This window comes from Herbidospora sakaeratensis (genome assembly GCF_001570525.1).
In the GTDB taxonomy this organism is placed as follows: Bacteria; Actinomycetota; Actinomycetes; order Streptosporangiales; family Streptosporangiaceae; genus Herbidospora; species Herbidospora sakaeratensis.
The window spans coordinates 626644-651163 of record NZ_BBXC01000009.1 but is presented as its reverse complement, the minus strand read 5'-3'; the positions used below and the strand labels follow the sequence as shown (position 1 = coordinate 651163).

The 24520-nt window shown below is 72.1% G+C and carries 23 protein-coding genes; 13 read left to right on the top strand and 10 right to left on the bottom strand.

Annotation, left to right across the window (positions count from 1 at the left end):
* Nucleotides 1–16 precede the first annotated feature (16 nt).
* Nucleotides 17–898 carry an ABC transporter ATP-binding protein gene (locus AW271_RS13145; RefSeq protein WP_062336344.1) on the top strand — a complete coding sequence of 294 codons (882 nt, stop codon included), beginning with the start codon at nucleotides 17–19 and terminating at the stop codon, nucleotides 896–898.
* Nucleotides 895–2454, top strand: coding sequence for an ABC transporter permease (locus tag AW271_RS13140; protein WP_062336343.1), 1560 nt, complete (start codon nucleotides 895–897; stop codon nucleotides 2452–2454). Before AW271_RS13145 ends, AW271_RS13140 begins: the two co-directional genes overlap by 4 nt.
* A 50-nt stretch (nucleotides 2455–2504) precedes the next feature.
* Here the strand turns inward: AW271_RS13140 and AW271_RS13135 are convergent, their stop codons facing one another.
* Nucleotides 2505–3599, bottom strand: coding sequence for a YeiH family protein (locus AW271_RS13135; RefSeq protein ID WP_062336342.1), 1095 nt, complete (start codon nucleotides 3597–3599; stop codon nucleotides 2505–2507).
* Nucleotides 3596–3724, bottom strand: a complete 129-nt coding sequence (locus AW271_RS42835) for a hypothetical protein (RefSeq protein WP_269750632.1) — start codon at nucleotides 3722–3724, stop codon at nucleotides 3596–3598. Before AW271_RS42835 ends, AW271_RS13135 begins: the two co-directional genes overlap by 4 nt.
* A 59-nt stretch (nucleotides 3725–3783) precedes the next feature.
* Between AW271_RS42835 and leuE the strand changes: the two genes are divergently transcribed.
* Complete coding sequence (gene leuE / locus AW271_RS13130; protein ID WP_062336340.1) at nucleotides 3784–4419, top strand: leucine efflux protein LeuE; 636 nt, start codon at nucleotides 3784–3786, stop codon at nucleotides 4417–4419.
* On the opposite strand, the gene AW271_RS13125 is transcribed toward leuE, so the two are convergent.
* The 5 genes from AW271_RS13125 to AW271_RS13105 are packed head-to-tail and all read right to left on the bottom strand — an operon-like array spanning nucleotide 4416 to nucleotide 11914.
* Nucleotides 4416–4910, bottom strand: a complete 495-nt coding sequence (locus AW271_RS13125) for a hypothetical protein (RefSeq protein ID WP_062336339.1) — start codon at nucleotides 4908–4910, stop codon at nucleotides 4416–4418. The genes leuE and AW271_RS13125 overlap by 4 nt on opposite strands.
* Entirely contained in the window at nucleotides 4907–5443 is a 537-nt protein-coding gene (locus AW271_RS13120) for a hypothetical protein (RefSeq protein WP_062336337.1), read from the bottom strand. The genes AW271_RS13125 and AW271_RS13120 overlap by 4 nt, the downstream gene beginning before the upstream one ends.
* Nucleotides 5433–6461 (bottom strand): hypothetical protein, encoded by a 1029-nt coding sequence (locus AW271_RS13115; RefSeq protein WP_062336333.1) that lies wholly within the window; start codon nucleotides 6459–6461, stop codon nucleotides 5433–5435. Before AW271_RS13115 ends, AW271_RS13120 begins: the two co-directional genes overlap by 11 nt.
* A complete protein-coding gene (locus AW271_RS13110; RefSeq protein ID WP_062336331.1) occupies nucleotides 6461–9586 on the bottom strand; it encodes an Hsp70 family protein in 3126 nt (1041 codons plus the stop codon). Before AW271_RS13110 ends, AW271_RS13115 begins: the two co-directional genes overlap by 1 nt.
* Nucleotides 9587–11914 carry a hypothetical protein gene (locus AW271_RS13105; protein WP_157554050.1) on the bottom strand — a complete coding sequence of 776 codons (2328 nt, stop codon included), beginning with the start codon at nucleotides 11912–11914 and terminating at the stop codon, nucleotides 9587–9589.
* Between the two features lie 289 nt (nucleotides 11915–12203).
* Between AW271_RS13105 and AW271_RS13100 the strand changes: the two genes are divergently transcribed.
* Nucleotides 12204–12836: a VC0807 family protein gene (locus tag AW271_RS13100; RefSeq protein WP_062336326.1), complete on the top strand. Its 633-nt coding sequence runs from the start codon at nucleotides 12204–12206 to the stop codon at nucleotides 12834–12836.
* 29 nt (nucleotides 12837–12865) lie between these two features.
* Nucleotides 12866–13336, top strand: coding sequence for a TspO/MBR family protein (locus AW271_RS13095; RefSeq protein WP_062336325.1), 471 nt, complete (start codon nucleotides 12866–12868; stop codon nucleotides 13334–13336).
* Here the strand turns inward: AW271_RS13095 and AW271_RS13090 are convergent.
* Complete coding sequence (locus tag AW271_RS13090; protein WP_218008037.1) at nucleotides 13333–14268, bottom strand: ROK family transcriptional regulator; 936 nt, start codon at nucleotides 14266–14268, stop codon at nucleotides 13333–13335. The two genes, AW271_RS13095 and AW271_RS13090, sit on opposite strands and share 4 nt — an antisense overlap.
* A gap of 52 nt (nucleotides 14269–14320) precedes the next feature.
* Between AW271_RS13090 and AW271_RS13085 the strand changes: the two genes are divergently transcribed.
* The 7 genes from AW271_RS13085 (at nucleotide 14321) to AW271_RS13055 (ending at nucleotide 20807) form a co-directional block, all read left to right on the top strand.
* A complete protein-coding gene (locus tag AW271_RS13085; RefSeq protein WP_062336322.1) occupies nucleotides 14321–15457 on the top strand; it encodes an MFS transporter in 1137 nt (378 codons plus the stop codon).
* Nucleotides 15458–15471: 14 nt separating this feature from the next.
* Nucleotides 15472–16203 carry an SDR family oxidoreductase gene (locus AW271_RS13080; RefSeq protein WP_062336320.1) on the top strand — a complete coding sequence of 244 codons (732 nt, stop codon included), beginning with the start codon at nucleotides 15472–15474 and terminating at the stop codon, nucleotides 16201–16203.
* Nucleotides 16204–16411: 208 nt separating this feature from the next.
* Nucleotides 16412–17230: a DMT family transporter gene (locus tag AW271_RS13075; protein WP_062336317.1), complete on the top strand. Its 819-nt coding sequence runs from the start codon at nucleotides 16412–16414 to the stop codon at nucleotides 17228–17230.
* Nucleotides 17231–17241: 11 nt separating this feature from the next.
* Nucleotides 17242–18465, top strand: coding sequence for a glycosyltransferase (locus AW271_RS13070; protein WP_062336315.1), 1224 nt, complete (start codon nucleotides 17242–17244; stop codon nucleotides 18463–18465).
* A 12-nt stretch (nucleotides 18466–18477) separates the two neighbouring features.
* On the top strand, nucleotides 18478–19113 hold the full coding sequence (locus AW271_RS13065) for a DUF998 domain-containing protein (protein WP_062336313.1): 636 nt from the start codon (nucleotides 18478–18480) through the stop codon (nucleotides 19111–19113).
* 145 nt (nucleotides 19114–19258) lie between these two features.
* A complete protein-coding gene (locus tag AW271_RS13060) occupies nucleotides 19259–19918 on the top strand; it encodes a hypothetical protein (RefSeq protein WP_062336312.1) in 660 nt (219 codons plus the stop codon).
* Nucleotides 19919–19970: 52 nt separating this feature from the next.
* Nucleotides 19971–20807: a phosphotriesterase family protein gene (locus AW271_RS13055; RefSeq protein ID WP_062336310.1), complete on the top strand. Its 837-nt coding sequence runs from the start codon at nucleotides 19971–19973 to the stop codon at nucleotides 20805–20807.
* Here AW271_RS13055 and AW271_RS13050 read toward each other — a convergent pair.
* Both AW271_RS13050 and AW271_RS13045 read right to left on the bottom strand, forming a co-directional pair.
* Nucleotides 20764–21660 carry an alpha/beta hydrolase gene (locus tag AW271_RS13050; RefSeq protein WP_062336308.1) on the bottom strand — a complete coding sequence of 299 codons (897 nt, stop codon included), beginning with the start codon at nucleotides 21658–21660 and terminating at the stop codon, nucleotides 20764–20766. The two genes, AW271_RS13055 and AW271_RS13050, sit on opposite strands and share 44 nt — an antisense overlap.
* Before the next feature lie 24 nt (nucleotides 21661–21684).
* Nucleotides 21685–23082 carry an NAD(P)/FAD-dependent oxidoreductase gene (locus tag AW271_RS13045; RefSeq protein WP_062336306.1) on the bottom strand — a complete coding sequence of 466 codons (1398 nt, stop codon included), beginning with the start codon at nucleotides 23080–23082 and terminating at the stop codon, nucleotides 21685–21687.
* Between the two features lie 215 nt (nucleotides 23083–23297).
* On the opposite strand from AW271_RS13045, the gene AW271_RS13040 reads away from it, so the two are divergent.
* Entirely contained in the window at nucleotides 23298–24476 is a 1179-nt protein-coding gene (locus tag AW271_RS13040) for an RNA-guided endonuclease InsQ/TnpB family protein (protein ID WP_245653042.1), read from the top strand.
* Nucleotides 24477–24520: the final 44 nt, after the last annotated feature.

Genomic DNA, 24520 nt, shown 5'->3' with positions numbered 1-24520 from the left:
GCGTACGGTCCGAACCATGGAAAACGCCATCCTGGTGTCCGGCCTCCACAAAACCTTCGGCCGGACGCACGCGCTGAACGGACTCGACCTCACGGTCAGGACCGGGGAGGTGCACGGTTTTCTGGGCCCGAACGGATCGGGGAAGTCGACCACGATCCGTGTCCTCCTCGGGCTGCTGCGCGCCGACTCCGGGTCGGCCCGCCTGCTGGGCGGCGACCCGTGGAAGGACGCCACCGCGCTCCACCGCCGCCTCGCCTACGTGCCCGGGGACGTCACCCTGTGGCCGAACCTGTCGGGCGGGGAGGTCATCGACCTGCTCGGCCGGCTGCGCGGCGGGCTGAACCCCAAACGCCGCGCCGAACTGCTGGAGCGCTTCGACCTCGACCCGCGCAAGAAGGGCCGCGCCTACTCCAAGGGCAACCGGCAGAAGGTCGCCCTGGTCGCGGCGCTCGCCTCGGACGTGGAGCTGCTCATCCTCGACGAGCCCACCTCCGGCCTGGACCCCCTCATGGAGGAGGTCTTCCGGGAGTGCGTCGCCGAGGAGAAGACGTCGGGCCGCACGGTCCTGCTGTCGAGCCACATCCTGGCCGAGGTCGAGCAGTTGTGCGACCGGGTGAGCATCATCAGGAACGGCCAGACCGTCGAGAGCGGCACCCTGACCGACCTGCGCCACCTGACCCGCACGTCGATCAGCGCCGACCTGGCCACCCCGCTCACCACGATCCCGGGGGTGCACGACCTGGTCGTCGACGGCACCCGGGTGCGCTTCGAGGTCGACACCGACCGGCTCGACGACACGCTCAAGCACCTGACGGCCGCCGGCGTGCGCAGCCTCACCTCGCAGCCGCCCACCCTCGAAGAGCTCTTCATGCGCCACTACCAGGGGGCGGCGAGATGACCGGCCTCCGGCACCTGATCCGCCTCATCCTGCGGCGCGACCGGGTGCTGCTCCCCCTGTGGGTGCTGATCCTGGCCGCCCTCCCGGCCGTCTATGCGGCCAGCTTCGCCGAACTCACCCCCACCGAGGAGGCCCGGGAGCTCTACGCCCGGACCACGGCGGGCATCCCCTCGATCGAGGCGATGCTGGGCCCGGTCTACGGCCACAGCGTCGAGGCCCTGGCCACCCAGCGGGCCGGGCTGACCCTGCTGATCGTCGCGCTCATCAACGTGCTGGTGGTGATCCGGCACACCCGGACCGAGGAGGACGCCGGGCGGCGGGAACTGGTCGCCGCCACCGTCGTCGGACGACACGCCCCGCTCGCCGCCGCGCTGGTCGTGGCGGTCGGCGCCGACCTGGTGATGGGCCTGCTGACCGCGGCCTTCATGGGCTTCTCCGGCGGTTCGCTGCTGCTCGGCCTGTCGCTGGCGTTCGCCGGGATCGTGTTCGCCGCCGTCGGCGCGGTGGCCGCGCAGCTCACCGAGAACGCCGGACCGGCGCGCGGGCTGGCGCTGGCCGTGCTCGGCGTCGCCTACCTGGTCAGGGCGGCCGGCGACGCGACGGGCTCGAACCTGTCGTGGGCCTCGCCGCTGGCGTGGAGCCAGTACACCAAGCCGTTCGCGGGCGACGACTGGCGGCCGCTGCTGGCCTCGTTCGGCCTGACGGCCGTGCTGGCCGGGCTGGCCGGATGGCTCTCGGTCCGCCGCGACGTGGGCGGCGGCCTGCTGCCGACGCGTCTCGGCCCGGCCGGTTCGACCTCGCTGACCGGACCGTTCGCGCTGGCCTGGCGGTTGCAGCGGGGCCTGCTGATCGGCTGGAGCGTCGGTTTCCTGGTCTTCGGGCTGGCCTTCGGCGGCGCGGTGTCCGGCGCGACCGAGGCGTTCACCGGCAACCCGGAGCTGGCCGAGTTGTTCGCCCGCCTGGGCGGCGGGGTGTCGCTCACCGACACCTTCATCGCCACCCTGCTGGGCATCGCGGCCATCGCCGCCGCGGCCTACGGGATCCAGGCGGCGTCGCGGATGCGCGCGGAGGAGGCCGCGATGCGCGCCGAACCGGTGCTGGCCACGGGGACCGCCCGGGCGCCGTGGGCGCTCGGCCACGTGGTCTTCGCGGTCGTCGGCCCGATCGTGGCGCTGTTCATGATCGGCGCCGGTCTCGGCCTCACCTACGGCGCGGACGTCGGCGACCTGGGCCAGGTCCCCCGCCTGATCGGCGCGGCGCTGGCGCAGGCTCCGGCGGCGGCCACCCTGACGGGCCTGACGGTCGCCCTGTTCGGCCTGCTGCCCCGGTTGTCGGGGGTGGCGTGGGGGATCCTGGCGATCTGCCTGCTGCTGGGACAGGTCGGCGCGCTGCTCCAGCTCAGCCAGGTCGTGCTCGACCTGTCGCCGTTCACCCACACGCCCCGCGTCCCCGGCGGCGAGGTGAGCGCGCTTCCGCTGGCCGTGCTCGCCCTGGTGGCCGGGGCCCTGACGGCGGCGGGCCTGTGGGGCTTCCGCCGCCGCGACGTCGGGGTGTGAAGCCACGGGTGACGCCCCGGCAAGGGGCGTCACCCGCAAGTCGGCTCAGGTCACACCGTGAAGCCGCTGAACAGCAACAACGCGAGCCCGAGCGCCAGCACCAGGTTGAGCACCGCCGCGCTGCCGAAGACCACGACGGGCCGCCAGCCGGCCTCGCGCAGCGAGCTGACCTTGAACTCCAGGCCGATGCTCACGAAGGCCAGGATCAGGAACCACACCCGCAGGTCGTTGGCGACCGCGATGACCTCCTTGCCCTCGGCGGCGGGCACCGTGCCGAGGTACCAGGTGGCGATCACCGAGGCGGCCACGAACCCGAGCACGAACTTCGGGAACCGCGTCCAGAACTCCCCGATCCCGGGCGCCTTGGCGCCGGGCGTGCGCTCGACCCGGAAGGCGAACCAGGCGGTCAGCGCGATCACCACGATCCCGATCAGCGCATTCTGGGTGACCTTCACGATCGACGCGACGGCGAGGGCGTCCTCGCCGACGAGCGCCCCGGCCGCGGTCACGGCGGCGGTGGTGTCGATGTTGCCGCCGATCCAGGCCCCGGCGACCTCGTCGGTCAGCCCGAACACCGAGGCCAGCCACGGCACCAGGAAGATCGACGGCAGCGCGAACGCGATCACCAGGCTGGCCGTGTAGGCGAGCTGCTCCTTCCGGGCCTGTACGGCCCCCGCCGCCGCGATGGCCGCGCTCACCCCGCAGATCGACACGGCGGCCGACAACAGCGCGCGCAGCTTGTCGTCGAGCCCGAGCCGCCCCGCGAGCCACCAGGTGAAGAGGAACACGCTGGTGATGAGCAGGATGCCCTGGATGATGGCCGGCCCGGCGGCGGTGACGATCACCTTGAGGTTGATGGACGCCCCGAGCAGCACGAGCCCGGTCTTGATGAAGAACTCGGTCCGGAAGCCGCCTTCGAGCCGCTCCCGCCACCCGGTGGCGGTGAGGATCGCGTTGCCGATGAGCCCGAGGACGATGGCGTAGACGGGGTATTCGATGGCCTTGGCGACGTCGCCCTCGAACCAGACGGGGACGTTCTTCTCCAGGAACCGGGTGGCCGCGCCGAGCGCCAGCACGACGACGACGCCGAGGACGATGTGGAGCCCGGCGCTCCGGGCCGGGGCCGGGGACTGGGTCTCGGTCATGGGATCAGCCCCGGCGGGATCACGCCGACGATGACGAGCACGAGCAGGACGAGTCCGATGACGGTGGCCGCCCAGTCCTCGTTGAACTGGGTCCGGCTCTCCTGCCGAGTGGGGGGTTCGGTCATGGATTTCATACTAAACATATAGGAATTAGCGGTAAAGCCTTCAGGAGTATCGTGACCACGTGTTCTTCGGCATCACCGACATATGGACCTATGTCATCGGCGCGTTCCTGATCGTCCTCCTCCCCGGCCCGAACTCCCTGTTCGTGCTCTCCACCGCCGCCCAGCGCGGCGTCCGCGACGCCTACCGCGCGGCGGCCGGCGTCTTCATCGGCGACTCGGTGCTCATGATCGCCTCGGCGGCGGGCGCGGCCTCGCTGCTCATGTCCAACGAACTGGTCTTCACGATCGTGAAGTACGCGGGCGCGGGCTATCTGGCGTACATCGGGCTCTCGATGATCTGGGGGGCGTGGCGGGCCCGCGCCGTGACGGGTGACGTCGAGACCCCGGCGATCTCGCCCGACCCCTTCCGCAAGGCGCTGGTCATCAGCCTGCTGAACCCGAAGGCGATCCTGTTCTTCGTGTCGTTCTTCATCCAGTTCGTCGACCACACCTACGCGGCGCCGGCGTTGTCGTTCCTGATCCTGGGCGCGATCCTGCAGGTGTTCTCGGTGCTCTACCTGTCGGCGCTGATCTTCGGCGGGACCTTCCTGGCCGGGCAGTTCCGGCAGCGGAAGGTGCTCTCGGCGGGGCTGACCACGGGTGTGGGCGCGGTGTTCCTGGGGTTCGGGGCGAAGCTGGCGACCACCAGCCTCTAGACCCGCGCGCCGGTCGCCTCCCACACCGTCGTGAGCTTGTCGCAGGCCGCCTCCAGCCGGGCGTCGAACGCGGTGACGAACCACGCCCCGGCGGCCGGGTCGAAGGTGGCCCGGGTCGGGGTGAACACGAACCGCCAGCGACGGTCGCGGCCGTCGCAGCGGCCCGTGGCCTCTCCGTCGACGACGGCGACCTTCTCGCGGCCCGACCACTCGTGCGAGACGCAGAGGCCGCCGTCGCACGGCTCGACGGTGACCGCCTTCGCCGGCCGGCACTCGGCCGGGCCCTCGCACCGGGTATTCGCCAGCGCGGCCACGACCTTCCCGCGCACCCGCGCCCCGGCCAGGGTCGCGGCGGAGACGTCGCCCTTGGTCTCGTACACCTCGATGGTGTCGCGCAGGCCCGCGACCTTGGCGCGGGCGACCAGCGCCTGGGCGACGACGAGGGCGGCCAGCACGCACACGAGCGCGACGAGCGCGCGGGCCCGCGTCATGCCAGCGACACCAGCACGAGCCCGGCCAGCGCCAGGGTGGTGATCAGGGCCACGACCGGCACCAGCCACACCGGCAGCGCCGGCCGGGGCACGACGGGCGGCGGGGGCGGCTCGACCGGCTCGATCGTCGCCGTCGGGATCCTCGGCACGCGCAGCTCCCGGGTGGCCTCGGCGGGCTCGGCCCAGAAGGCGGTCCGGGGGTCGAAGGTGTCCCGCTCATGGGTGGCGACCGGGATCCACCGCCCGTCCATCGAGATGCCCCGGTGGTGCCAGTGCAGGTCCCCGCCGCCCTCGGCCGCCAGGCGGTGGCAGCGGTCGGAGGCCGCCGCCGAGGTGAAGCAGAGCAGCACGAGTTCGCTCTCGGCCGTCACGTCGAACCCGATCCCGCCCGGCCAGGGGAAGCTGCGCGGCCGGTCGGGGCCGTCCATGGCGACCCAGGCGCCGCGCAGCTCCCCCGCGCCGAACTCCGCCGATCGGCTCAGGGCCCGCACGTAGTCGTCGTCGGACGGCCAGACGACCAGTTCAGCTGGCATAGATGACCCGTCCCGGCGTCTCGATCCCGTGCACGCTCGACCACGCCCGCACGCACGCGAGCACCTGGCCGGGCCGTTCGGGGTAGTGGATGGCGATGTCGTGGCGGGTCAGGTCGTCGACCGAGCGGTAGCGGCCCGGCGGGAACTTGACCGTCCCGGCGCCGGAGTCGAGCGCGGCGTCCGACAGGGCGTCGTTGCAGGCGATGCGCCACTCCCCCCACCAGGAGTCCTCCGGCGCGGGCGGCAGGTGCACCACCGAGCAGAGCGCCTCGTGCAGGCGGACCACCGACTCCAGCCAGGGCCCCGAGTGCTTCTGCCGTCCGGCGACCTCCTCCAGGCGGCCGTGCAGATGGCCGACGTAACCGGTCCGGGCGGCCGGGTCGGCCAGCGGGCGCAGGCCGGAGAACTCCAGCGCCTGGAGGCAGTGGTGCAGCCCCGGGTCGAGCCCGGCCAGGACCGGCACCATCGCCGCGAAGGCCGCCAGCTCGGCCGGGACCACGCCGTCGCCCCTCGGCGCGCCGCCGGACACCGCCAGCCCCGGCGCGACCGCGCGGCCGTCGACCTTCAGCGCCGGGATCAGCCGCTCGTCCTTGGGACCGGACAGGGTGACCGCCGCGCCCGGTTTCCCGAGCCTGGCCCCCGATCGCACGGCGATCTCCTCGGCGGCCCGGCGCACCAGGTCGGCCTCCCGCCGCGACAGGCGCAGCGCGTTGAGGTGGACGGCGGTCCACAGGCGGCCCTCGTCGTGGGCGGGCGTGGTCGACCCGGGCGCGAGCCGTTCGGCCAGGCCGAGCAGGGCCTCCCGCAGCGGGCTCGCGACGGTCACGGCCGCGACCGGCTGCTCCGGCGTGGGCTCGGCCAGCACGGCGTCGAGGTCGGCGGCCAGGTCGGCCGTGCCCGGCCCGGCCGGCAGGTCGGCCAGCGCCGTGCGCAGCCCGGCCAGGAAGCCCTTCGTCAGCGCGGCGGGCGCGGTCCCGGTCTGGGCCAGGACCACGCGCAGCGTCTCCTCCAGGGCCATCAGTGGCTGCCGGTGAACGGATTGAGCTTCTCGTCGACGTCGGGGTCGCCCGGGGTCATCGCGACGCTGAACACCGACCCCGGGTCGGCGACCACCTCGGCGGGAGACCGCGCCTCCCGGAAGCGCACGTAGCCGGGCTCCACGGTCAGCCGCCCTTCGGAGTCGAGCACGGGCACCATGTCGGCCCCGAGCAGCCCCGCCTTGGGGGCCCGCACCGACTCGCCGATCTGGGTCAGCGCGTCGGGCCGGCCGGGCTCAGGGGTGTAGAAGGTCCAGAGCCCGTCGCCGGGCACGTCCTTGGGCAGCGGCCGGCCGATCAGACCGGCGGCGTGGCGGCCGTCGTCGGTGAGCAGGCGCTCGGTCAGCACGGTCCCGGCCGCGAAGATCGGCTGCGGGGCCGAGGCCAGGCCGCCCGCCGTGTAGGGGTTGACCACGATGTCGCGCTGGAGCACGAAGCGGCCCGCCTCGTCCTTGGCCACCAGGCCGCGGGTCGCCTTGGCGGAGCCGAAGCGGGGGGCGTAGACGGGGCCCGACTGGTGGCAGAAGTGGGCGGTGACCAGCTCCCGCTCGTTCACCTCGAACGTCACCTGGACCTGCCGGTGCCAGGCGGCCTGCTGCTCGGCCGGCACCCGGCCCGTCAGCAGGTCGTGCGTGTTCAGGTGGCTCCACAGGCTGCGCTCCTCCTCGACCGCGAACGGCTGGCGGTAGATCGCCATGTTCTGCGGCACGGGGATCCAGTCGCCGTAGCGGCGGCGGCCCTCGATCTCGCCGTCGACCTCGATGCGGTCGAACCGCTCGCCGACCTGGAAGATCGGGAACAGCTGCCCGCCGGTGGCGTCGAAGACCAGGGAGTTGGGCAGCGCGTGGAACAGGTTGTCCACGTCGATGTAGAGCTCGGTCAGGCCGCGCCGCACCCGCTGGGTGGCCTGGGAGGCGCTGGCGTAGCCCTTCTGCCGGACGTGCTCGGCCCAGCAGGCGCCGATCGAGGTGCCGGTCTTGGCGAAGACGGGGTCGTACACGACGTCGAGGGGGTTCCAGTTCACGTGGTCGCCGGCCTGCGCGAAGGTCTCCAAGAGGACCCGGCGCACCTGCGGCAGCGCCGACGTGCCGCCGGAGATGACGACCTTGTCGAGGACGTCGGGCACGCCCTTCTCGTCGCGGCCCAGCCTGCGTTTGACCACGCTGAGGGCGATGGCGAAGGCGTCCCTGACCACCTCTTCGACGATCCGGTTGATCTCCTCCTGCTTGATGACCACCTCGGCGGGCTCGGTGAGGTCGCGGGCCCGGCCCTCCAGCTGGAGCAGCTCGGGCACCCGGCGCACCACGTAGTCGCCCTCGTGCGTCGACTGCTGGCGTTTGGCCAGGTCGGCCTGGCTCCACAGGCGCCGGAACCGCTCCTCGGCGGCGTGCCGGTCACCCGCCGCGCTCGCCCAGCGGGTCGGCACCACCTTCTCGATCAGGTCGGCCCGGCGCTGCTCGGCGTCGGGGCCGGCGGCGGGCGCCAGCAGCGAGCCGGGCACGTAGACGCCGCCGGTCAGGTAGCCCGGATACTCCTCGCGCACCAGCCGGGGCGAGCGGGTCAGCACCGCGTCGGCCAGCAGCGCCTTCAGGTGCTTGAAGACGCCCAGCGTGATGCGGTCGCCGCCGAGCTGGGCCCGGCCCGCCTTCGCCAGCACGGCGGGACGCAGCGCGTAGTAGCGGCCCTGGACCCGCTCGTCGCGGCCGGTCCCGTAGACGGTCTGGTCGAGCAGGGTGATGCCGAGCAGCGCGATGTCGGTCGTGCCGCCGCCGATGTCGACGACCAGGATGTTGCGGTGCCACTGCTTGTCGCCGACCTGGCGGGTGTGCGCCCGGAACGCCTCGATGCCGACCGCCTGGTCGCCGGCGAAGTCGCGCATCAGGTAGAACATCGCGGCGGCGGTCGCCTCGTCGTAGGCGGTCACGACCTGGCGCATGCCGATCCGGCGGGCCAGCCGTTCGACGTCCTGGCGGATGCGGGGCGGCGACACCGTCGGATAGGTCACCACCGCGTGGGTGATCGGCTTGGTCGACACCTCGTCGGGGTGGTCGTGGCAGTACTTGGCGACCTTCTCGGTCATCAGGCCGGCCCAGGCCGCGGCGATCACGTCGTCGGGGGTCACCGGGTGGCCCGCCGGCAGGCCCGGCAGCGACCGGGCGGAGCCGAGGAACTGCTTGAGGCTGCGCTGCGACCGCACCTCCGGCGCCAGCGGCTCGGCCGACCCGCCCGGCCGGTGGCCGTCGGCCGCCATGCTGACGGTCAGCGGGTCGAGCGCGTGCACGGCGATCTCGCTGTCGATCGTCTCCTCCCCCGCGTGCAGCGGGATCCTGATCATCCGCTGCTCCCGGATCGGCGGCACGTCGAAGGCCGCCCGGTAGAGCCCCTGGAGCGCCTGCGACACGATCGGCTGCCGCACCTGGGCGGCCTGGCGCTCCATCGTCAGCAGCAGCCGGTAGAGCCCCGCGCCGCTGGTGGAGGTGTCGTTGTCGAGGACGGCCCGAGCCGCCTGGAGCGGGTCGGCGCTCCCCCCGGCCGTCGCCAGGGTGCTCCCGGTGGCGGCCAGGAACCGCTGCCAGCTCTGGCCGTCGAGCCCGAAGCCGGGATGCCCGTCGAAGCGCAGGGTCAGCTCCCGGCGCAGCACCTCCCGCTGGGAGGGCGGGAAGCCGATCAGGGCGTGCTGGCGGCGCTGGTCGAACAGGGTGATCGAGGTGGTGCTGGTGCCGTAGTCCAGGGCGATCCAGCCGCTGTTGACGTCGAGGTCGGGGCCGGGCTCGGGACTGACGGTGACGCGGCTCTCTGCCATGCGGCGGTTCCCGCCCTCGTACTCGTAGGTGATGGTCCAGGTGAAGACGACCGGTTCGGCCGGCGCGTCGGTCGGTTCGGCCGACACCGGCCCGAGCAGCCGCCACGCGCTGCCGCCCCGCAGGCTCATGCCGCCCGGCGGGACCTGCGGCGTCCAGCGGGTGGCGAGCGCCCCGGCGGGTTCGACGGTGATCGCCCGGATGACGGCGTCGCGCTCGGGGACGACGATCGGCAGGGGCAGCGGCCCGGGCACCCGGACGTCGGTCACCCGGCCGCCGTCGGGACCGGTGAGGTAGATCTCCACCTACGCGCCCTTCTTCCAGTCGGCGAACCGGGAGAAGCCGAGGTTGGCGCCGCCGCTGGGGTAGGCGGCGCGCAGCTTGCGCAGCTCCTCCAGCAGCGGGGTGCCCTTGGCCTGCGCCGGGCGGCGGACGACGTCGGCGCGGATCTGCTCCAGGATGTCCTCCAGGGTCTCCAGACCCGATCTGATCTGCGCGTCGGCCAGCGGGCGCAGCGCGTCGAGCCAGCCGCGGACCACCATGTCGGCGGCGTCGACCACCTGCTGCCGCAGCCGGATCACGTGGACGGGGTGCAGCTGGTGCACGAACCAGGCGTCCTCGGCCGGGCGGTCGTCGTGGGGGATCGACCAGGCGAACCGGTGGGGGCGGCGCATCGGGAAGGCGTGCTCGACCCCGCGCGTGTCCGGCCGGGGAAGGTCGGCGGCGGCGTTGGTGAGGATCCCGCGCCACTCGGCGGGCCTGATGAGCGCGGCCAGCGTCTCGCGCTCCTGCTCGGGCAGGTCGACGGCGGCGAGGCGGCGGCGCAGGTCGTCGGTGACGAGGGTCTGGGCCTTGGCCAGCACCGCCTGCTCCCAGCGCACCAGCGCCAGGTTGCGGGAGGTCGCGTACACCTCGTGGCAGACGGCGGTGAAGGGGCCGACGAACTCCTCGGTCGACTCGGGACCGGCCCGCAGCTCGGTGCCGGTCGCCGTGGACATGATCGCCCACCACTGGGGCCAGGCGAAGACGCGGGCGATGAGGTCGGCGCGGATCTCGTCCATGAGCGAGGGGTTGCCGCCGCCGAGGGTCTCGGCCAGCAGCGGCGGCAGGTCGGCCTTGAGGCTGCTCAGCACGGTCTTGACCTGGTTGACCAGGTTCTCCGTCTCGGCTCCGGCCGAGGCGAAGACCATCCGGGACGCCTGGTCGAGCGCCGCCTCCAGGTCGCCTTCGGCCAGGTCGAGGGCGGCGCGCTCCTTCACGACCCGGCTGTGGCGGGCGGTCAGGCCGTAGCCGGCCAGCCGGTCGGCCAGCCGGTCGAGCACCAGCTCCTTGCCGCCGTCGCGGGCGGTCTCGGTCAGCATGGTGCGGAGCCGGCTCGACTGCGGCAGCCCCGCCGCGACCGCCCCGGCGGCCTCGACGACCCTGACGGCCTCCCCGACCCGGTTGTCCAGCGACCCCGAGAGCCCCATGTGGTCGAGGGCCGTCAGCCCCGAGTAGAAGAAGGGGTCGTCGTCGGGGTTGAGCCTCCCGGCGGTGTCGAGCAGCTTGCGCAGGGTCGGCACCTGGGCGAGCACCTCGTCGTCCGACTGCGCCTGGCGCAGCGCCGGGGTCTCGAACCGCCTGATGTCCTGGACGTCGCTGAGGTTGCCCACCCCCACCAGCACCCGCCCGCGCCGGTCGGCGGGATAGACCTCGCGCAGCAGCGAGGTGAGCTCGTCGGAGGCCATGCCGTCGGGGTTGCCGCCCTTGAGCAGGGCGATCACGGTGTCCATGTCGGGCAGCAGCGTCTTGGTCAGCGTCAGGTCGCGCTCGCCGGAGATGTCGTTGAGGAAGCCGGGGAAGTCGTAGACGACCATGCGGTCCTTGGATACCTCGTGGTTCCAGGAGGCGTCGCCGAGCAGCCGGTCGAGGTCGAGCACCTCGGGGGCGACCTCGACGGTGACCGCGATGTGGTCGACGATCCAGAAGGGGTCGGGCTCGGAGACCGGCCGCCGCTCGGAGATCAGCAGCAGGTCGTTCGCCTCGGCCTCGGAGATCTCCGGCCGCGCGCCGAGCCGGCCGCCGTACTCCCTGACGGCCAGCGCGATGGCCACGAGCTGGGCCGACAGGCGGCGGACCTGGTTGGGGGCCTGGGCCGCGTGGGCCTGGTGCCAGCGCAGCAGCGGGCGGCCGTCGCCGTTCCTGGCGGCGGCCTCCCAGACGGCCTGCTCGAACCCGGCGGCGGCCGGACCCGACACGGCGCGGCCGGCGGCGTGCAGCTCCTGGCCGATCGACTCCCGGCGCTGGGCCACGGCGGTCTCGGTGAGATAGGCGGCCCGCCTGCCGGTGATGACCGTGGGGGCCCCGGAGCGCCCCTGGCGCACCCAGTAGGCGGTGACGTTGCCCGTCGTGGGCTGGTCGCCGATGAGCAGGCCCTCCAGCCCGAGCAGGGAGGCGATGAACATCGTCTTGCCGGCGCTGAACTCGCCGAGCACGCCGAGCTGGTAGGGCCGCCGGGTGGCGTCGAGGAGCCGGCCCGCCTGGTCGCGCGTGCGGGCGACGGCCGGGCCCAGCTCGTCGGGCAGATCGGGATGTTCCAGCAGGCGCCGGATCCCGGCGGCGTACTCCTCCGCCGTGCGGATGTCCTGTCTCATGTGCTCGACCGTCACGTAGTCCCTCCTGGGGTGGCTACGTCAACCTCAGCGGAGCAAACTCCTCCTGGCATCAGGGACGAGCCCGGAGAAAGGGCCGAGAACGCCCTGTTGTCCTGAGGGTTAGATCCCTCTAACTCCGCAGATGTCCCTTAGGGGGTAAGCCCGACCACCCCTAGGGGTCGGGTACTGTAACGAATCGGCCACGGCCTCCCCAATGGGTTTTCACACACCGCCCCACGGGTAGGCGCGGAAGCTCTAGCGTCGGTGCTCCGACGCCTGAAGGAGCAGTATGAACCACCCTCAATTCACCCTGCCGAGGCTGACCGCCCTGATCAAGACGGCGATCCCCCGGCTGCTCGAAGGGGTGGTCGCGCCTCTCGCCGTGTTCTACACGGCCTTCGCGCTGCTCGGGCTTGACGGCGGGCTGATCGCCGCCGTCTCCTGGGTCTACCTCGGGGTGGTCTACCGGCTCGTCCGGCGGCGGCCGGTGCCAGGGACGATGGTCCTGGCGGCCATCGCGATCACGGTGCGGGCGCTGCTGGGGTGGTGGTCGGGCGACGCGGTGGTCTACTTCATCCAGCCCGAGCTCGGCACGATCTGCATCGCGCTGGCCTTCCTGGCCTCCGTGCGGCTGAACAAGCCGCTGGTCCAGCGGCTCACGCTCGACTACATCCACCTGCCGCAGTTCGTGCTCAAGCACGAGCGGATGCGGCAGTTCTTCGCGCGGATCACCCTGCTGTGGGCGTTCGTGCTGATGTGCAACTCGGCGGTGAGCATCTGGCTGCTGCTGCACAACAACGTGTCTACCTACCTGCTGGTCCGCACGTCGGCGGTGGCTGTGATCACCGGGGTGGCGTTCGCGGGGTCGGTGTGGGCGTTCAAGCGGGTGCTGAACCGGCTGCACGCCGAGCCCGCCGCTTGACCTGAGCCCCTGCGGGCAGGGGTGGGGTCATGAGCACTCTGACCCGGTATCGCTGGCCCGGCCTCCTCGTGTTCGCGCTGGTCGTGGCGCTGGTCGCGGTGACCGGCGGGCTCGCCGCCTCGAACGCCGGCGCCGTCTACGTCCGGCTCGACCTGCCCTCGTGGGCGCCTCCGCAGTGGTTGTTCGGCCCGGTCTGGACCGTGCTCTACGCCCTGATCGCCATCTCCGGCTGGCTGGTCTGGAAGTCGCACGGGCTCGACCGCTCCTTCGTCCCCTACGTCGTCCAGCTCGTCCTCAACGCCCTCTGGACGCCGCTGTTCTTCGGCGCCGGGCTCTACGGGACCGCGTTCGTCGACATCACGCTGCTGTGGGCGGCGATCGTGGTGAACATCGTGATGTTCCTGCGCCGCAGCCGTGCCGCCGGGTGGCTGCTGGCGCCCTATCTGCTCTGGGTGACCTTCGCCGCCGCGCTCAACCTGTCGATCTGGCTGGCGAACTAGCCGAACGTCTCGTCCCTGGCGGCGTCGAGGGCCAGCAGGGCGGCCCCGAGCAGCACCGGGTTGTCGGCCACCGTGCTCGCCGTGACCTGCACGGGCACCGGGCAGATGGCCTCGACGGCGCGCTGGACCCGGGCCGCGAGCTCCGCGCCGCCCCGGTGACCCGCGTCGCCGCCCAGGACGACCAGGCCCGGGTCGACGACCTCGACGATCGCCGCCACGCCCAGCGCGACCCGGTCGGCCAGCACGTCGAGAGGGGCCTCGGAGACGAGGTCGTGCAGGTCGCCGCCGCGCAGCGGCAGGAAGCCGACCTCGCCCGCCGCCCCTGACACGCCCCGGCGCAGCTTGTGGTCGAGGACCAGCGCGCCGCCCGTGCCCGAGTCGAGCCACAAGAGGGCGAAGTCGGCGCGGCCCACCGCCGCCCCGGCGCGGTGTTCGGCGATGGCCGCCAGGTTGACCTCGTTCTCGATCACCACGCGGGCGCCCAGTTCACGCTCCTCCGCGTGGCCGTCGCGGGAGCCGTGGCCGGGGGCCCCGACGACGACGGTGTGCAGCGGGCCGCGCGCCACCGCCCGTACGGCCGCCACGATGCCGGGACGGCCCGGCAACCGCGCCTCGCCGACCGTCTCGCCCGCCAGGTCGGCGCACACCGCGCTCACGTGGCCGGGCCGCACGTCGACCCCCACCACGTGGGCGCGCGCGGCCGCGACCCGCCAGAGGCGGGCGTTGGGGCCGCGCCGGTCGGCGCCGGTCTCGCCGGCCGGCTCGATCAACCGGGCGTCGTGGAGCCGTTCGACCAGGTCGGAGACCGACGGGCGGGACAGGCCGGTCAGTTCGCGCAGCTGCGGGGCGGTCAGCGGGCCCATCTCGACCAGCAGGTCGAGCGCCATCCGGTCGTTGATCGCCCGTGCCGTGCGGGGGGTCGCCTTAATCATCAGGAAGCCTAACTGTTAATTTGAGCGTACCCCTCGAACCATGGAGTACGAAATGCGTCGCGCGATCTCACTGGTCTTCCTGTGCCACGGACTGGTGGCGGGAAGCTGGTCCACGCGCATCCCCTGGATCCAGGAGCACCTGGGTCTGTCGGCCACCACCCTCGGTCTCGTCCTGCTGGCCACGGCGGGCGGCTCGGTCGCCGGCCTGCTCGCCGCCGGGCCGCTGTTAGCCCGATTCGGGGCGCGGGACGCCACCGCGATCCTCGTCCCGATCTACTGCCTGACCCTCGGGCTGCCCGCGCTGTCCCCCAGTGTCCCCGTTCTCTGCCTGGCCCTGGTCCTCTACGGCGCCGCCGCCGGGACCTCCAACGTCGCCGTCAACGCCGAGGCGTCCGGCGTCGAGAAGGCCGCCGGGCAGCCGATCATGACCCGCCTGCACGGCATGTGGTCGGTCGGCATGCTGCTCGGCGCCGGTCTCGGCGCGCTCGCCGCCTCCTTCTCCGTCGCCGCGCCGCCGCACCTGGGCGCCGTCGCGGTGCTGGCGGCGGGCGGCGCCTGGTGGGCCGCCCGATCCCTTCCGGTACGCCCCGGCGCCCCCGCCCCCGAACGGCGGCTCGCCCTGCCGTCCCGGTCGGTGGTCGTGATCGGGCTGGTGGCCTTCTGCTCCTCCTTCGCCGAGAGCTCCGTGGTGAACTGGTCGGGCGTCTACGTCCGCGACGTGACCGGGGCCGACGCCGTGGCGGCGGCGCTGGCCTACGTCGCCTTCGCGTGCACCTCGGCGTTCTCGCGGCTGGGCTCGGTGGCGGTGATCGTCCGGCTCGGCATCGTGAAGACGGTCCGGGCCGGGGCGCTGACCGGGCTGGCCGGCGGCCTGCTGGCCGTGTTCGCGCCGGCGACCTGGGTGGCCGCCCTCGGGTTCGCGCTGATCGGGCTCGGGCTGGCCACCGTCGTGCCGCAGTCGTTCAGCGCCGCCGCCGACGCCGCGCCCACCCCCGGGGAGGGCGTCTCGGGCATCGCCATGATGACCCTGTTCGCCGGGCTCGGCGGGCCCACCCTCTTCGGCGTGGTCGCCGACGCGTTCTCCCCCCGTGCCTCGTTCCTGCTGGTCACCGCGGCCGTCGCGGCCATCGCCCTGGCGGCGCCGGTGCTGCGTCCACGAGTATCGGCACCTGTCCCCGTCCCGGCGTGAAAGAAGGAACTCACTTGTCTCTCGGAACCGCTCTCGTCACCGGCGCCAGCCGCGGGCTCGGCGCCGTCATCGCCGAACGGCTCGCCGCCGACGGGTGGCACGTCGTGCTCAACTACGCCCACGACACGGCCGGGGCCACCGCCGTCGCCGACCGGGTGCGCGCCCGGGGCCACTCGATCGAGATCTCCCGCTTCGACGTGACCTCGGAGGAGCAGGTCGCCGCGGCGCTGGCCGCCGCCGGCCCGATCGCGGTCGTGGTCAACAACGCCACCGGCCCGCAGCCGGAGATCCCCGTCGAGGACCTGACCTGGGACGACCACCTCGACCAGCTCACGTTCTTCGTCAAGGCGCCGCTGCTGATCCTGCAGGCGGTGCTGCCCGCCATGAAGGCCGCCGGGACCGGCCGGATCGTCAACATCGGCAGCGAGGTCGCCGACCTCGGCAACCCCGAGTTCAGCCAGTACGTCGCCGCCAAGATGGCCATGCACGGCCTGACCCGGTCGTGGGCCCGCGCCCTCGGGCCCCACGGCATCACCGTCAACACCGTCGAACCCGGCTGGATCCCGGTCGAACGCCACGCCTCCGTGGCGGCCGAGAACTACGAGACGTACCGGAACAGCCTCGCGCTCCCCCACATGGGCGCCCCCGCCGACGTCGCCGACGTGGTGGCCTTCTTCGCCTCCGACGCCTCCCGGTTCGTCACCGGGCAGCGCATCGCCGTCAACGGCGGCAAGACCATGAGCTGAACGCGGCTTTCGCCCGGGGTCGCCCCAGGGATGACCGGTCGGCATCTCAGGGGCGATCCCGGATGGATCTCCCACCCGTTTGAACCAGGCTGCGGTTAGCAGTCAGGCACGACAGCGGAAATCTCCCACGAGTTCCCGAACCGGACGCCAATTCGCGGCGTTCCGGCCACCGTGCCATGGGTTCATCCAGGGGAAAGGAGACCGCACCATGACCATGCTCGCGGCAGCGCCGTCGGCGGCCGTAGCCCTAGTCGGTTCGCTCTTCTTCGCCCTCGGCGCCGCCCTCCAGCAGCACGTCGCGGCCACCGGCAACGAGCCCCGCCTGCGGGTGCTGCTGCGCCGGCCGCGCTGGCTGCTCGGCGGCGCGGTGATCGCCGCGGGCGGTCTCCTGCACGTCTACGCCCTGAGCATCGGCCCGCTGACGATCGTGCAGCCCATGGGCGTCGCCAGCCTGCTGTTCGCGCTCCCCATCGCCGCCGCCCTGCACGGACGCCCCACGTCCAAGAGCGAGCTGGCGGCGGGGGCGATGGTCGCGATCGGCCTGATCGCGCTGGTCCTGATGGTGCCGGTGCCGACCCGGCCGCCGAGCATGACCGCCGCCGAGGTCACCCTGATGCTGGGCCTGGCGGGCGGCGCCGCCCTGATCTGCCTGGCCGCCGCCACCCGCATCGGCCCGCCGGGGCGCACCGCCCTGCTGGCCGTCTCGGCCGGGATCATGTACGGCGCCGCGTCCACCCTGATGCGGGTCATCGCCGACGGCTGGCCCGGCCAGCTGTGGTTCCTCCTGGCCCTCCCCGTCCCCCTGGTCGTGGCGCTGATGCTGCTCCAGAAAGCGTACGCGATCGGGCACTTCGGAGTGGCCTTCGCGGCGTTGCAGGTCGCCGACCCGGTCACCGCGGTGTCCTTCGGCGCGCTGCTGCTCGGTGAACCCCTGCCCGCCAACGGCCTCGCGGCGACGGCGGCCGCGGCCCTCGCGGCGGCCGGCACGGTCGCGCTCGCCAGAACCACCCCCCTGTCGAAAAGGTGAACGGAGCCCCCATGAGCCTCACCCTCGCCGAGGCGTCCGTCGCGCACTCGCGCCCCCGCCGGGTGCTGATCGCGACCGACACCTACCCGCCGGACGTCAACGGCGCCGCCTACTTCACCCACCGCCTGGCCTCCGGCCTGGCGGCCCGGGGCACGGAGGTCCACGTCGTGTGCAGCTCCGACGACGGCCCCCCGGTCACCGACGTGATCGAGGGCGTGCTCGTGCACCGGCTCCGGTCGGCCCGCCTGCTGGTCCACCCGACGATGCGGTTCACCGTCCCGGCCGGGCTCGGCCGCACGATGGACCGGCTGGTCCGGCGGATCGCGCCCGACGTCGTGCACACCCAGGGCCACTTCGTGGTCGGCCGGTCGGCCGTGGCCGCCGCCAAGCGGGCCGGGCTGCCGGTGGTGGCCACCAACCACTTCATGCCGGACAACCTCTTCCAGTTCACCGGGGTGCCCACCCGGCTGCGCCGCCGCGTCGGCGAGCTGGCCTGGAAGGACCTGAACCGGATCTTCGAGCGGGCCGACCACGTCACCACCCCGACCCCGCTGGCCGCCGACCTGCTGTCGGCCAAGGGCCTGCGCGCGAAGGTCGAGCCGGTGTCGTGCGGCATCGACCTGTCCCGGTTCCACCCGCAGCCGCAGGCCTGGGCGCGCCGCCGGTTCGGCGTGCCGGAGCGTCCGACGATCCTGTTCGTCGGCCGCCTCGACGAGGAGAAGCACCTCGAAGAGATCGTGCTGGCGCTGCCGAAGCTGCTCAACGACCTCGACTGCCAGGCGGTCTTCGTCGGCCAGGGCAACCGCCGCGAGGCGCTGGAGAAGCTGGCCCACCGGGTCGGCGCCGGCGACAACGTGCGGTTCCTCGGTTTCGTCGAGGACGCCGACCTGCCCCAGGCGTACGCCGTCGCCGACGTGTTCTGCATGCCCGGCACGGCCGAACTCCAGAGCATCGCCACCCTGGAGGCGATGGCGAGCGGCCTGCCGGTCGTCGCCGCCGACGCGATGGCGCTGCCGCACCTGGTCGAGGGCAACGGCCACCTCTACACGCCCGGCGACGTCTCCGAGCTGGCCCGCCACCTGAAGTCGATCCTCACCCGGCCCGAGGAACGCGCCGCGATGTCGAAGGCGAGCCTCACCCTGGCCGCGACCCACACGCACGAGCAGTCGCTGGCCCGTTTCGAGTCGATCTACGGGGAACTCGTGCACCGCGCACCCATATCCGCTGTTCACTGAACCGGGGGACCAATGATCCTGATGGCCACGGCGGGCCCGGCGACGGCCCTGCTCCTGATGCTGGGCCTGCACCTCTTCTTCGCCGACCTGATCGACCCGATGACCGGCCTGCTGAGCGACTACGCCGTGACCGACACCATGACCGAGACGATCTTCGCCCTCGGCATGATGGCGCTGGCGGCCGGCTGCGTGGCCACCGCCTGGAGCCTGACCGAGCCGAACCCGTCGCGGACGGCCGCGACCCGGGTGCTGCTGATCGTGGCGGCTGCCGGGCTGGTCCTGGGCACCATCTTCCCGACCGACCTGTCGGCCGACGTGACCACCCTGGGCGGCGAGATCCACCGCTGGTCGACGGCCGTGGTCTTCACCGCGCTGCCGGTGGCCGGCTGGATCCTGACGCGGCGGGGGCCGCTCGGGGCGGTCGGCCTGCTGGCCCGGGTGAGCGGGGCCGTCCTGGTCTGCTACCTGCTGAGCCACCCGACGTCGCCGGTGTCGGCGCTGATCGGCGGGGAGGCGTACTTCGGCCTGCTGGAGCGGATCGTGGTCGTCCTGGAGATCCTGCTCGTGATCGCCCTGGCGAACGTGGGCAAGGCCGGGCAGCGGGCGGCCGCCCCGGCGGCCCGGCCGGAACACGCGCTCAACGGCTGACCCTCCTTTCACCGCCCCTTTCCAGCGAAGGGGCGGTGATTTATTGAGGTCATAAAAACCAATAATTCCGGCATTTCATCAGGCACGTCCAGCGAACTAGGTCGAAATCACAAATCCGGCACCGCGCCGATGGATACTCCCGTTCATGGGAAACGCGCCGATCACCGGCCGGATCGCGGCCGCGGCCTGCGGGATCGCGGCCGCCGCGACCTGGGCGTTCATAGATCCGGACTTATCCGGAAAATACCTGGGGCCGGTCAGCATTTTCGCCGGATTCGTCGCATTGGCCCTTTTGATTCTCGGCCTTCGCGGCAAATCCGAACTCCTGCCCTTCGCCGTCGCCGGATTGGCGCTGACCGTCACGGGCCTCGTCATCTCCGTCGTGCGGCAGACCGGGTTCGCTCCCCCGGTCGCCGCCGTGACCCGGGCGCCGCTCGCGGTCAACTACGGGATGGTGCACATCACCCGGCCCCTCGACGGCGGCTTCAGCCCGACCTGCGTGACCGTCACCGGCACCGCCATCCCGCCCGGCACCGGGACGTTGTGGCTGGTCGTCGGCGGCGTCGTGCACGAACTGACCACCGGAGACGACGGCGGCTGGCGGGCGCCGGTCCGCGTCGGCGTCGACGATCCCCGCGACGCCGACCGCGAGTACGACATCCGGGTCTACTGGGTGCCCGGCGGCAGCAGGCCGCCCGCGATCCCCGCGCAGGGGCGGATCCTCGCCGAGATCACCGTCGTGAAGGACCCGGCCAAACTGGCCTGCGCCTCCCCAGAGCCGACAAACGCTGACACTCCGGGGTAAAGGAATCCCAAGAATGGCCTGATCACGCCTCAAAATCGGCTAATGTCCGGTCATGTTCGAGGCTCGTATCCAGACCGTCGCCGGGACCGTCCCGGTCAGTTCCGTCGAAGGCCCGGTGCTCCCCTGGGAGACGCTGCGGGCCGACACCCGCTGGGGTGTCGGGGTCGAATCCGATCCCGAGCGGTGGCTGGACGAAGAGGGTCACGTCACCGCCGAGCTGACCCGCCTCAACCGCGAGTTCGGCCTGTCGCTGATCGTCGACCACACCGGCCTCGGCATGGGGCGCGACACGACCGCGCTGACCCGGATGGCCGCGGGCAGCCGGGTCGGGATCGTCGCCGCCACCGGCTTCGGGCCCGAGCCGTTCGCCGGCGACCTCATCACCAAGTCGGGCGTCGACGACCTCACCGGCGACCTGCTGCGGGAGATCGGCGTCGGGCTCGACGGCACCTCCGCGCGCCCCGGCCTCATCGTCGCCACGGCCCACGACGAGACGCCCACCCCGGCCGAGGAGCGGGCGACCGTGGCCGCCGCCCGCGCGTCGCTGCGCACCGACCTGCCGGTCGCGGCGTCGGGGCTGGCGCTGCTGGAGACGCTGCTGCACCACCGGGTGCCGCCCCAGCGGGTCAACGTCATGACCGCCGACCCGCTGGCCCAGCGCAAGATCTGCGAGACCGGCGCGTACGTCACCGTCACCTGCCCCGACGACGTGTTCACGCTGCTCGACGCCGGGCACGGCGAGCGGGTGCTGTTCACCTCGGGGGTCTCCCGCCGCGACGAACTCTGCCCCTACGGCGGCGAGGGCTACGCGAGGCTCTTCGACGTCGAGGGCGTGCCCGACCTGGTCACCCGTGTGAACCCCGTGCGGTGGCTGGCAGGTGGACGCTGAGGAACTCGCCCACGGCCGCCACGGCCTGGGTGACGTAGGGCTCCGCGTCGTAGAGGTCGACGTGCTGTTTCGCGTCGAGCCAGACCAGCTTGCGCGGTTCTGACAGCCGGGCGTGCACCTCGTGCGCGCCCTCGGGCGCGCAGTAGGCGTCGACCACGCCGTGCACCAGGAGCGCCGGCTTCGGCGACAGGAAGTCGGCGCCCATCATGTTGTCCATCGTGATCAGCTCGCGCAACGAGGCCCTCGTCACCTCGTTGACCCAGCCGGGGGTCTCGCCTCGGGCGGTGCCGTAGTACTCGAACGGCTCGTCGCCGGCCATCGCGGCGTCGGGGCCGCCGACCGCCGGCACGTATTCGGGCCGCGCCCCGAGGTCCTGCCGCTCCAGCGCCTCGGTGAACGACTTCAGCGCGCCCGGCCACCAGTCGCCGGTCCGCATCGTGTAGGGGCTGTTGTAGCCGCCCGCGATGCCGACGAAGACCCTCACCCGGGGGTCGAAGGCGGCGAACTTCAGCGCGTAGCCGCCGCCGAGGCAGATGCCGACCGCCCCGACCGCGTCCGTCCGCACCTCGGGGCGCGACCGCACGTAGCTCACGGCGGCGCGCAGGTCTTCGAGCTTGCCCTGCGGGTCTTCGTGGCGCCGGGGCTGGCCGTCGGACTCACCCCAGTTGCGGTGGTCGAAGGCCAGCGTGACGTAGCCGAGCTCGGTGAGGCGGGCGGCGTACAGGCCGGTGACCTGTTCTTTCACGCCCGTGAAGGGGCCGGTGAAGACGAGCGCCGGGTGGGGCCCCGGGCCCGTCGGCACCCTCAGCTCGCCGGCGAGCCGGAGGGTGCCTGCGGTGAACTCGACTCTCATTCCCTCAGTGTTGACGTAAAGATCTCATGAGTCGAATCCCAGCCCGAGCCGGTCGAGGGTGCGCAACCACATGTTGCGGCGGCCGCCGTTCGCGTCGGCCTGGGCCAGCGACCACCGGGTCAGCTGGATCACCCCCGACCTGACGGGCTCGGGCGGGAACGGCACCGGCTTCTGGCGCACCATGTGGAGCCGGGTGCGCTCGGTGTCGCGTCCGTCGAGCAGGTCGAGCATGACGTTGGCGCCGAAGCGGGTGGCCGCCACCCCGAGGCCGGTGTAGCCGACCGCGTAGGCGAGACGGGTGCCGTAGCCGGTGCCGAAGAACGCCGAGAAGCGGCTGCACGTGTCGATCACGCCGCCCCACTTGTGGGAGAACCGCACGTCCTCCAGCTGGGGGAAGGTCTCGTAGAAGTGCTCGGCCAGGGTGTGGAAGGTGGTGTCGCGCTGGTCGTAGGTCGGCCTGACCCGGCCGCCGTTGTAGTAGACCGCGTCGTAGCCGCCCCACAGGATGCTGTTGTCGTCGGTCAGCCGGTAGTAGTGGAACTGGTTGGCCGAGTCGCCCATGCCCTGCCGGTTGCGCCAGCCGATCGAGTCGAGCTGCGCCTCGGTGAGGGGCTCGGTCATCAGGGCGTAGTCGTAGACGGGGACGACGTAGTACTTGAGCCGCCGCAGCAGGGGCGAGAAGACGCCGGTGCCCAGGGCGACCCGGCGGGCGCGGACGGTGCCGTACATCGACTTGAGCTGGAGCGAGGGGCCGAGCGAGGAGATCTCGCGGACCGGCGAGTGCTCGTACATGCGCACCCCGAGCTTGAGGCACGCCTGGCGCAGGCCCCAGGCGAGCCGGGCCGGGTCGATCATGGCGCACTCGCCACGTTCCCAGACGCCGGCGATGTAGGTCGGGGAGTTGACCTCGGCGCGCACCTCGTCCTGGTCGAGGTACTGGATGTCCATGCCGAGCTCGCGGCCGATCGTGTGCATCTCGCGCATCTCGTCGATCTGCCACTGCTCGGTGGCGACGTTCATCTCGCCGGTGCGCTCGAAGGAGCAGTCGATGCCGTAGCGCTTGATCGTCTCTTCGATCTCGTTGAAGTTCTCGATGCCCATGCGGTGCAGGTCGGCGATCTCGTAGGGCCACCGTTCCAGCCCGTTGCCCAGCCCGTGGGTCAGGCTCGCGTGGCAGAAGCCGCCGTTGCGGCCGGTGGCGGCCCATCCGACCGTCTGGCCCTCCAGCAGGACCACATCGCGCCGGGGGTCGCGCTCCTTGGCCAGCAGGGCCGTCCACAACCCGGAGAAGCCGCCTCCGACGATGGCCAGGTCGGCGGTGGTGTGGCCGAACAGACGCGGCAGCGTCTCGGGCTCCAGGGGGTCTTCGTGCAGCCAGTAGGGCTTGCGCTCGGCGTCGGCGAGCGCGCGTCGGGGATCCATCAGAAATCTCCGATTTGACCGGCATTATTATTTGAGAGGGGAATTGAGTAGATAAGGGCCGTCAAGGCCGCGGAATGCAGAAGGTTGCCCGATCTGCACATCGAAATTCTCCATTCATCGGCGCATATGATGTGCGGCGGCGTTCAATGATCCTGTGACTTGTCAGGTGCGAAGTCGTCCGAGCGCCGAAGGCGGGGCCGTTGCGTAGGTCCTACGTGTTCCGGCTGCGACCCACCCGTCGCCAGGAGATCGCTCTCGCCGCTTGTCTCGCCGACCACCGCGAGCTGTACAACGGGGCCTTGGAGCACCGGCGCACCACCTACCGCACGGCGGGAGTGATCGTCCGGTACGGCGATCAGTCGGCGGAGTTGAAGAGCATCCGAGCCGATGACCCTGATGGTCAGGCACGTTGGTCGTTCTCTTCGCAGCAAGCCACGCTGCGTCGGCTGGACAGGGCGTTCGCCGCGTTCTTCACCCGGATTCGCACAGGCCGTACGCCTGGATTCCCGCGCTTCAAGGGACCGGGCCGGTTCGACACGGTGGAGTGGCCCAAGGACGGTGACGGTTGCCGATGGAATTCGCAGCCCGACCATCCGACCGCCACCTATGTACGGTTCCAGGGCGTCGGGCACATCCGCGTCCATCAGCACCGGCGCGTGTCCGGCACCGTGAAGACGATCAGCGTCAAGCGGGCGGGCTCCCGCTGGTTCGTCGTGCTCTCCTGCGACGACGTCCCCGCCAGGCCGCTGCCCCGGACCGACGCCATGATCGGCATCGACATGGGTGTCGCCTCGTTCGTCACCACCAGCGAGGGGACGCACGTCGCGAATCCCCGTCACCTTCTCGCCGGTGCGGGCCGCCTTGCCTGCGCTCAACGGAGTCTGGCCCGCAAGAAGCGCGGATCGAACCGCAGGCGCAAGGCCGTGGCGCGGGTCGCGGCCATACACGGGAAGATCCGCCGCCAACGCTTGGACGGCGCCCACAAGACGGCGTGCGGGCTGGTCCGCGGCTTCGACGTCATCGTCCATGAGGCGCTTCAGGTCACGAAGATGACCAGACGCGCCAGCCCCATACCGGACGGCGGGGGCGGATTCTCGCCCAATGGAGCGGCTGCGAATTCCGGGCTCAACAAGAGCATTCTCGACGCGGGTTGGGGGGTGTTCCTGACGATCCTGTCGCACAAGGCTGAAAGCGCCGGTCGAGAGCTGATCGCGGTGAATCCCGCCAACACCTCCCGCACCTGTGCCCGATGCGGGCATTGCGCGGCGGGCAACCGTGTCTCCCAAGCCGAGTTCCGATGCGGAGCGTGCGGCCATGTGGCGCACGCGGACGTGAACGCGGCCCAGAACATCTTGCGGGCAGGGCTTGCCCTTCGCGGAGCTGTCGCGGCTTAGCGAGAAGCCGTCGTCTTCGGGCGTCGGAGGAGTCACCATCGCCT

What these genes read in the sequence shown, in the direction of transcription:
- AW271_RS13145 (WP_062336344.1), top strand. Translation starts at nt 17, where the DNA reads ATGGAAAACGCCATCCTGGTGTCCGGCCTCCACAAAACCTTCGGCCGG.
- AW271_RS13140 (WP_062336343.1), top strand. Translation starts at nt 895, where the DNA reads ATGACCGGCCTCCGGCACCTGATCCGCCTCATCCTGCGGCGCGACCGG.
- AW271_RS13135 (WP_062336342.1), bottom strand. Translation starts at nt 3,599, where the DNA reads ATGACCGAGACCCAGTCCCCGGCCCCGGCCCGGAGCGCCGGGCTCCAC.
- AW271_RS42835 (WP_269750632.1), bottom strand. Translation starts at nt 3,724, where the DNA reads ATGACCGAACCCCCCACTCGGCAGGAGAGCCGGACCCAGTTCAACGAG.
- AW271_RS13125 (WP_062336339.1), bottom strand. Translation starts at nt 4,910, where the DNA reads ATGACGCGGGCCCGCGCGCTCGTCGCGCTCGTGTGCGTGCTGGCCGCC.
- AW271_RS13120 (WP_062336337.1), bottom strand. Translation starts at nt 5,443, where the DNA reads ATGCCAGCTGAACTGGTCGTCTGGCCGTCCGACGACGACTACGTGCGG.
- AW271_RS13115 (WP_062336333.1), bottom strand. Translation starts at nt 6,461, where the DNA reads ATGGCCCTGGAGGAGACGCTGCGCGTGGTCCTGGCCCAGACCGGGACC.
- AW271_RS13105 (WP_157554050.1), bottom strand. Translation starts at nt 11,914, where the DNA reads ATGAGACAGGACATCCGCACGGCGGAGGAGTACGCCGCCGGGATCCGG.
- AW271_RS13100 (WP_062336326.1), top strand. Translation starts at nt 12,204, where the DNA reads ATGAACCACCCTCAATTCACCCTGCCGAGGCTGACCGCCCTGATCAAG.
- AW271_RS13095 (WP_062336325.1), top strand. Translation starts at nt 12,866, where the DNA reads ATGAGCACTCTGACCCGGTATCGCTGGCCCGGCCTCCTCGTGTTCGCG.
- AW271_RS13090 (WP_218008037.1), bottom strand. Translation starts at nt 14,268, where the DNA reads ATGATTAAGGCGACCCCCCGCACGGCACGGGCGATCAACGACCGGATG.
- AW271_RS13085 (WP_062336322.1), top strand. Translation starts at nt 14,321, where the DNA reads ATGCGTCGCGCGATCTCACTGGTCTTCCTGTGCCACGGACTGGTGGCG.
- AW271_RS13075 (WP_062336317.1), top strand. Translation starts at nt 16,412, where the DNA reads ATGACCATGCTCGCGGCAGCGCCGTCGGCGGCCGTAGCCCTAGTCGGT.
- AW271_RS13070 (WP_062336315.1), top strand. Translation starts at nt 17,242, where the DNA reads ATGAGCCTCACCCTCGCCGAGGCGTCCGTCGCGCACTCGCGCCCCCGC.
- AW271_RS13065 (WP_062336313.1), top strand. Translation starts at nt 18,478, where the DNA reads ATGATCCTGATGGCCACGGCGGGCCCGGCGACGGCCCTGCTCCTGATG.
- AW271_RS13060 (WP_062336312.1), top strand. Translation starts at nt 19,259, where the DNA reads ATGGGAAACGCGCCGATCACCGGCCGGATCGCGGCCGCGGCCTGCGGG.
- AW271_RS13055 (WP_062336310.1), top strand. Translation starts at nt 19,971, where the DNA reads ATGTTCGAGGCTCGTATCCAGACCGTCGCCGGGACCGTCCCGGTCAGT.
- AW271_RS13050 (WP_062336308.1), bottom strand. Translation starts at nt 21,660, where the DNA reads ATGAGAGTCGAGTTCACCGCAGGCACCCTCCGGCTCGCCGGCGAGCTG.
- AW271_RS13045 (WP_062336306.1), bottom strand. Translation starts at nt 23,082, where the DNA reads ATGGATCCCCGACGCGCGCTCGCCGACGCCGAGCGCAAGCCCTACTGG.